Origin of the sequence: Bartonella sp. AP9QHHD (assembly GCF_042195625.1) — a bacterium.
Lineage (GTDB): Bacteria > Pseudomonadota > Alphaproteobacteria > Rhizobiales > Rhizobiaceae > Bartonella.
On sequence record NZ_JBHIOP010000033.1, the window covers coordinates 1 to 5,787 of the forward strand.

10 protein-coding genes are annotated in these 5,787 nt (G+C 36.4%); 7 read left to right on the forward strand and 3 right to left on the reverse strand.

Translation table 11 applies throughout. The features are described 5' to 3' along the window. Positions 1–225: 225 nt before the first annotated feature. Both ACFIK4_RS02520 and ACFIK4_RS02525 read right to left on the reverse strand, forming a co-directional pair. Positions 226–600 (reverse strand): hypothetical protein, encoded by a 375-nt coding sequence (locus tag ACFIK4_RS02520; protein ID WP_375621129.1) that lies wholly within the window; start codon positions 598–600, stop codon positions 226–228. Positions 601–771: 171 nt separating this feature from the next. Then, on the reverse strand, positions 772–1,374 hold the full coding sequence (locus ACFIK4_RS02525; protein WP_375613929.1) for a S24 family peptidase: 603 nt from the start codon (positions 1,372–1,374) through the stop codon (positions 772–774). Positions 1,375–1,474: 100 nt separating this feature from the next. Here ACFIK4_RS02525 and ACFIK4_RS02530 point away from each other — a divergent pair, with 100 nt between their 5' ends. The 3 genes from ACFIK4_RS02530 to ACFIK4_RS02540 all read left to right on the forward strand — a co-directional run bounded on the left by ACFIK4_RS02530 (position 1,475) and on the right by ACFIK4_RS02540 (position 2,769). Further along, entirely contained in the window at positions 1,475–1,720 is a 246-nt protein-coding gene (locus tag ACFIK4_RS02530; RefSeq protein WP_375613930.1) for a helix-turn-helix transcriptional regulator, read from the forward strand. Positions 1,721–1,819: 99 nt separating this feature from the next. Further along, positions 1,820–2,185, forward strand: a complete 366-nt coding sequence (locus tag ACFIK4_RS02535) for a hypothetical protein (RefSeq protein ID WP_375613931.1) — start codon at positions 1,820–1,822, stop codon at positions 2,183–2,185. Between the two features lie 188 nt (positions 2,186–2,373). Continuing rightward, positions 2,374–2,769 carry a hypothetical protein gene (locus tag ACFIK4_RS02540; RefSeq protein WP_375613932.1) on the forward strand — a complete coding sequence of 132 codons (396 nt, stop codon included), beginning with the start codon at positions 2,374–2,376 and terminating at the stop codon, positions 2,767–2,769. Between the two features lies 1 nt (position 2,770). Here ACFIK4_RS02540 and ACFIK4_RS02545 read toward each other — a convergent pair whose 3' ends face one another. Further along, positions 2,771–3,595: a hypothetical protein gene (locus tag ACFIK4_RS02545; protein WP_375674871.1), complete on the reverse strand. Its 825-nt coding sequence runs from the start codon at positions 3,593–3,595 to the stop codon at positions 2,771–2,773. 29 nt (positions 3,596–3,624) lie between these two features. On the opposite strand from ACFIK4_RS02545, the gene ACFIK4_RS02550 reads away from it, so the two are divergent. From ACFIK4_RS02550 to ACFIK4_RS02565, 4 genes are read left to right on the forward strand one after another with little or no spacing between them, the layout of a single operon-like run. Beyond that, complete coding sequence (locus ACFIK4_RS02550; protein WP_375613935.1) at positions 3,625–3,783, forward strand: hypothetical protein; 159 nt, start codon at positions 3,625–3,627, stop codon at positions 3,781–3,783. Next, entirely contained in the window at positions 3,773–4,117 is a 345-nt protein-coding gene (locus ACFIK4_RS02555) for a DUF1376 domain-containing protein (RefSeq protein WP_375613934.1), read from the forward strand. The genes ACFIK4_RS02550 and ACFIK4_RS02555 overlap by 11 nt, the downstream gene beginning before the upstream one ends. Next, entirely contained in the window at positions 4,107–5,210 is a 1,104-nt protein-coding gene (locus tag ACFIK4_RS02560) for a hypothetical protein (RefSeq protein ID WP_375674873.1), read from the forward strand. Before ACFIK4_RS02555 ends, ACFIK4_RS02560 begins: the two co-directional genes overlap by 11 nt. Continuing rightward, entirely contained in the window at positions 5,194–5,607 is a 414-nt protein-coding gene (locus tag ACFIK4_RS02565) for a hypothetical protein (RefSeq protein ID WP_375674875.1), read from the forward strand. Before ACFIK4_RS02560 ends, ACFIK4_RS02565 begins: the two co-directional genes overlap by 17 nt. The last annotated feature ends 180 nt before the right edge of the window (positions 5,608–5,787 follow it).

The following is a 5,787-nucleotide window of genomic DNA, read 5'->3' on the forward strand; positions in this document are numbered from 1 at the left end:
AACACAATCATTAAACCAAGTGGAAAAATCTTGTTTCAAATGTAAGTACCTATGCATTACATGGGCATTGACCATTTGGACGTAACCGATTTTGTTGTCTACCTCGTTTTCAGGCGTGAGATATCCTTCACTATGAATATGAGTATCATGTGTGGTCATAAGTTTACTCTAATCAATTATTGATGGGAAAAAGGGAGGCGCTTTTAAAAGCGCCCTTTAGAATTTTTAAAGCACATCACAAGGACGCAAACGGTGTTGTTGTTCATAAGTACCGTAAATCTCATCATTATATTTTTCGTCTGCGATCTCGTCTAAAAGTTCTTGGTAAGCATCACTTTCGAGTACAAAGTCATGAACTTTACTCTCCTCGTGGAGATGTTCGATATTTTCTTTTACATATGCTTCTGCAATTTCTTCAGAGATATCTTCACAATTATTCTCAGAAGGATTGATGCGAAAGATTTGGATTGCATCATCTGCCTCGTCAATAATTTTTAGAACTTGGCTTTCATCCAGTGGTCCCGACCGACCAATGTTTTGATCATCATCATAGACAACTAATAAGATTTCATCAGAATTTATAAGAATTGGCTTATCCATAATTTTTCCTCCCTAACGCCTCTTGGCGATTGTTTGTGCGTGGTTTGTATAATTACTTATACGTAAATGTATAAATACAAGCAAGCAAAAAAATCGCATATATTTCATTTTTTTTGCATTTTCACTTAAATGCCATCTTCACAAGCAATAGAATCAAAAACTTTATTGGGATTATTTCATAAGTAGACGATAGGATTTGCGCGGTAATATTGCAACTATTTCTCCAACCCATTTTATCTTTGCATTTTTAATTGGTAGCGCATTCCATGATTTGAGTACAATGCCCTCTGAAGAGCGAGTAATTTGTTTGATAAAACGCCTATTATCTTCTGTTAGAACGACAACTTCATCACCGTAATAATCGCTCATTGGCTTTGTTTGCAGATGTTTAACTACGATTAAATCACCATCTTTATACACGGGATACATGGAATCTCCACGAACCATGAATCCTATTGTTTCAAAAGGCAAATCAAATGGTATTTCGATTGTTTCAAGCCCATCTTCTGGGATTTGCTCAACATCGGTATCAATCTCTAATCCTGCTCCTACATACCCCATAACAGGAACAACTGTAGTAATTTGATTATAACCTTTTAAGCTTTTATAAAGTTCTAAAATTGCGTCTCTGTGTGAACCTCTGGGATCTGATTCACTTCCTAACCATCTTGACACGGTCGCTTGGGTTACATTTAATCTATCGGCAAGATCTTTTTGATTAAGACCAAACTCAGATTGCAATACTTGCAATGTCGCAATGATATTTTTCGTCATAATTAGTTACTTATGATTTTAAAATTAAAAAAATCTATTGTTTTTTTTAATTAACTCTATACAATTGCGTATATGGTTAAAATTAAGGAGCTTAACTCAAATGGACACAGAGGAAAAATTAAAGATTAAATCTATCCGAAAGTGTTTATCGCTAACACAAAAGGAATTAGCAGATATTTTAGGTGTTAAGCAAGCTTCTGTTTGTCGTTGGGAACAAGGCAAAGGACTATCTTTAAATAGTTATTTAAAGCTGCAAAAGTTGAATGATAGTTCTAGCTCTAGTTCTGCTTTTATTGCTGCTTCTACAGAAAAGAATGAACATCAACAGCACCATTCACACTCTTAAAGAAGAAAGATCATGAGAAACGGAATATTGAAGAAACTCTACACACGGATTTGTAGATTAATAGGTTGTAATACGAAAATTGAGAATGGAGGTAAGTTTGTGAAAGAATTTATACAAATACCGGATCGTGATTGTAGCATAGAAGATCTTATAAAACGACATAGAACTCATACAAAAATTCTTGCAAAACAAGAAGAATGGCATAAGTCACAATTTGATAGTTGGATGAGATGGCATGAAGCAACTCTTGCAGAGCGAGATAAGTCAATTGAACAACAGCAAGTAGTACTTGAAAACCTATCCTCTTTAATTAAGCAAAAAAATGAAACGCTATACAGCCAAAGGCTAAAGTTAGCTTCACAGATGAAAGTTATTGATGAATTAAACAATAAAATCACTGAGTTAATCAACAAAAAAGAAGAACCGAGATTGATCGATTTTATTTTTGCAGGAGAAGTTTTTTAACTTGCGTCATTTGAGCCAAAAATGAGGATTGTTAATTAACAATGAATCATTGCGAGGTTCCTTTTTCAAAAACATTTTTGCAAGACAGGCAATCACAACGCGCCCTGTCACAACAGCAGCATTTAGACTCTTAAAAAGAAAGATCAGAGATGATAGATGTCCCACATATCACTATAAGCAAGGTCAAGTTGATTAATCTTGTTAATAAGATTGGACGTGAAGACATATATTATGGTGTTCGCTCGCCTAATCAGACATGTGAAAGTTGCATAGATCCCTCATCAACAGGTTATCTTATCTATATACTGCAAAATATTTTTGCGCGTGATGATAGAAATTATTTTCCGTTATTGCCATACGATGATTTTAATCAGTGGTTTTCATCTGCCTTTACGCAAGCTTTTACAACTTGGTTTGATAATTATTTTTCTCAAGATTTGTCATCTTTTCATCGCCTAAATGAGCTACTTTTGTTTACAGCTTTAGTCGAAAGTAATCTTGGCTTCTTAAGGGATGACCTCATCAAAAAAAGAGAAGAAGAAATCAAATTAATAAATGATGCGTGTAGTGTGCGTCTGAATTGAGTTAATCCACTTTTTTAAAGTCTATGAGGCTGGTTTGTGTTGTTACAGTCATTTTTGTTTCTGGTTGCAGTGGGGATGTATGGGTAATGATTAAAGTAACTTGGTCTTTTATATCTTCTTCACGTGCTGCTACAAAAATAAGGATTTTTGAAGGTTTGCCTTCTGAGGGAGCTATAGAAATATTAACATCGATTTCTTGTCCCGTTCGAAAATCCTTTGCTTTATCACAGAAGCCAGGGAATACTCGCGATTCTGCAACCGCCTCAGGATTAACATATGGTGATTGTATTTGCCAAGTTTTTTGCCTAGGTTTGTATATGATGCCATATCCAAGAATAAAGCGAGAACTATCTTTTAGCTTTATATTTAAAATATGGACGACAGTTTGTGCATTATTTTCTACCTTTAAGAAAAGAAGCGTCCACTTGTCCTTTGTTGGAAGATGCGGTCCAGTTGCATATATGGAAAGTGGCGGTCCTAAATCCTGTACTCTTTTGTTATCTAACAAAATTTTAATATGTTCTTCTGACCATTTGGCAAGATCTTTTGTCGATATTGCTTGCTCTTTAAGAACTATCGTCTGTTCTTGGCTTTCTGCAAATTGCTTGCTTATCCATTCTCTATCTTCTTCTCGTTTTTTTGCAGCTGTTTCTAAATCATCTTTGCGGATTTNTGATCCGATAAATGACAGGAAACCCGTAAGAAATATCTTTATCCATTCTTGCATCTTTCCCCTCCCCACTTTTTTAGAATCGTTGGGAGGATACTTTTTCATAAACATTTTTTCAAGACAGGCAATCACAACACGCTCTGTCATAGCAAACATATAAATACGTAGAGCCTTAAGGGGGGATTATGATCACTAACGCACAAACCATTTTATGTCTTGATCTAGGGACCAAGACAGGCTGGGCAATATGTGCAAAAGGGCATACGCCTAAAGACGACAACGAAGCAGATGCTTTAGCAATTTTATATTTAATGAAAGAAGGGGAAACCACTAATGTCAAATAAAAACCAATGGATAAAAATTAATGTAGAAAAATGGCTTCTTGATCTCGCTGATTTACCTCCTACTGAAGGCAATATTTACATGAGGTTGCGATTAAAAATGTTACACACTGGGAAGCCTCTTACAAACAATTTACGAGCCTTGTCCTCATTAGCTCGCTGTTCAATTGACGAGCTTGATGATGCGCTAGATCTCTTAGCTGAAACTGGACACATCTTTCTTTTTGACGACAACCACATCTGGAGTCCAGATGTTGAAGAAGAGCTGAAGAACAACAATCAACAATCAGAAATCGCATGGCATAAGCACAGGGAGGACAAAGAGAATGTCCAGTAAATTACCGTGGACGAGGCTTTTTGCAGATAGGTGGGCAGTAGTTGTCGATTATTTACCTCCTGTAGAAGGTAATATCTATATGAGATTGCGGTTTCGCATGCTTCGTACTGGTGAACCTCTTTTTTGTAACATTAAAGTTTTGTCTCATTACACTGGTTATTCAGTAAAGAAATTTGAGACAGCTTTGAATGTTTTGCTAGAAGAAGGATATATTATTCGTTTAGCAGATGGTCGTTTATGGAATCTCGATGTTGAAGAAGAATTAAAAAATTGCAATGAGAATTTAAATAAACTTTCAGAGAAAGCTATAAAAGCTGCGAATACTAAGAGAAAAAAACATAAAGATGACTCATCAAAAGACCATGATGATGTCATGATGATGTCATCACGAGGTCATGATGACATCATGATGAAACACATTAACATAAACAATAACATATATAATAAAAAAACTAATACTATCGTATTAGCAAAAAAAGAAATTGGTTCTGAAAGTTTAGAAACAAACGATTTGGTTGACGAGCCAACAGAGGTTGCTGCTGTTGAGACCACATTAGAGCAAATCACAACGGGTGTAGACAACCAACCTCCCATTCACGAGCAAGAGAACATTTCCCAAAAAGCAAAACGAGCGAAAGCTAATCGCGGTTGTCGACTGCCAGATGATTTCAAACCTAATTTGCAATACGCAATCGATAAAGGCTTAACCCATGATGAGGCGCTGTTAGAAGTCGAACGGTTCAGAAATTACTGGATAGCAAATCCAAGTAAAAATGCAAACAAACGGGATTGGCCGGCGACATGGCGAAACTGGATTATACATCCAGAGTACGGAGCGCTATCCAAGAAACAAACACAAACACTTAGAGGTTATCATGGAAAATTCACTCAGAAAACTTTCACAGAACAGCTTGCAGAAGGCTTCAACGAACTCAGAGATCATCTCTCATCTGGAGAAGATTATGGAAATGATCAGTCCGGGGTATCCATTGACGCTGAAAGCTGGGAATACATTGACGAAACAGGAGGAAGCACAAACCTTAGATGCTTGCAATCGTCTACAAGCGTTGCTCTCTGTGAAAGCTTCAGTTAAGCAAATTGAGCAAGCTTCTTTCCTACTCTCAAGCATGAGAGTCCCTGCAAATACAGACGCCAAAGCCGTCGTTTTATCCTATGGCATGATGCTGGACCGGATTTCAGCATATGCTTTGAAAAAGGGCGTCGAAGATATCGTAACTGGTCAAGCAATTGGGATATCAAAAACATTCATGCCAACCTGTGGAGAGCTTTTAGCTTACTGCCAGACACTAGAAAATACCCTTCTTTCAAAAGCCGAAAGTGTACGTAGAGCAATTGAAAACACACGTGAGAAAGCACTCAAAGAAAAAACAGCGAAAGAGCATTTTAGACCACTAACGCTTGTTCACAAGCAAGAGCTTGAAGAAACTTTAAATGGTCTTGGGGGAGCAGTGAAAAACATTGCAAGTTAGCAAACTAGTGAAAAGTGCTGATGGTTTTGTGATTAGATATGCGTTTAAATCGACAAAAATGTACCATACAAAGCGATTTAAAGATTTTACGATAAAAACCATATCTGTAATATAAAACGCTCTGTACGGTCAAATTTTAGGTAAATAGACCAATTGGTAAAATTATGGACTAAAAACATG

Bases quoted from the DNA above. Each gene is read 5' to 3' on its own strand.
- ACFIK4_RS02520 (WP_375621129.1), bottom strand. From the start codon at position 600: ATGGATAAGCCAATTCTTATAAATTCTGATGAAATCTTATTAGTTGTC.
- ACFIK4_RS02525 (WP_375613929.1), bottom strand. From the start codon at position 1,374: ATGACGAAAAATATCATTGCGACATTGCAAGTATTGCAATCTGAGTTT.
- ACFIK4_RS02530 (WP_375613930.1), top strand. From the start codon at position 1,475: ATGGACACAGAGGAAAAATTAAAGATTAAATCTATCCGAAAGTGTTTA.
- ACFIK4_RS02550 (WP_375613935.1), top strand. From the start codon at position 3,625: ATGATCACTAACGCACAAACCATTTTATGTCTTGATCTAGGGACCAAG.
- ACFIK4_RS02555 (WP_375613934.1), top strand. From the start codon at position 3,773: ATGTCAAATAAAAACCAATGGATAAAAATTAATGTAGAAAAATGGCTT.
- ACFIK4_RS02560 (WP_375674873.1), top strand. From the start codon at position 4,107: ATGTCCAGTAAATTACCGTGGACGAGGCTTTTTGCAGATAGGTGGGCA.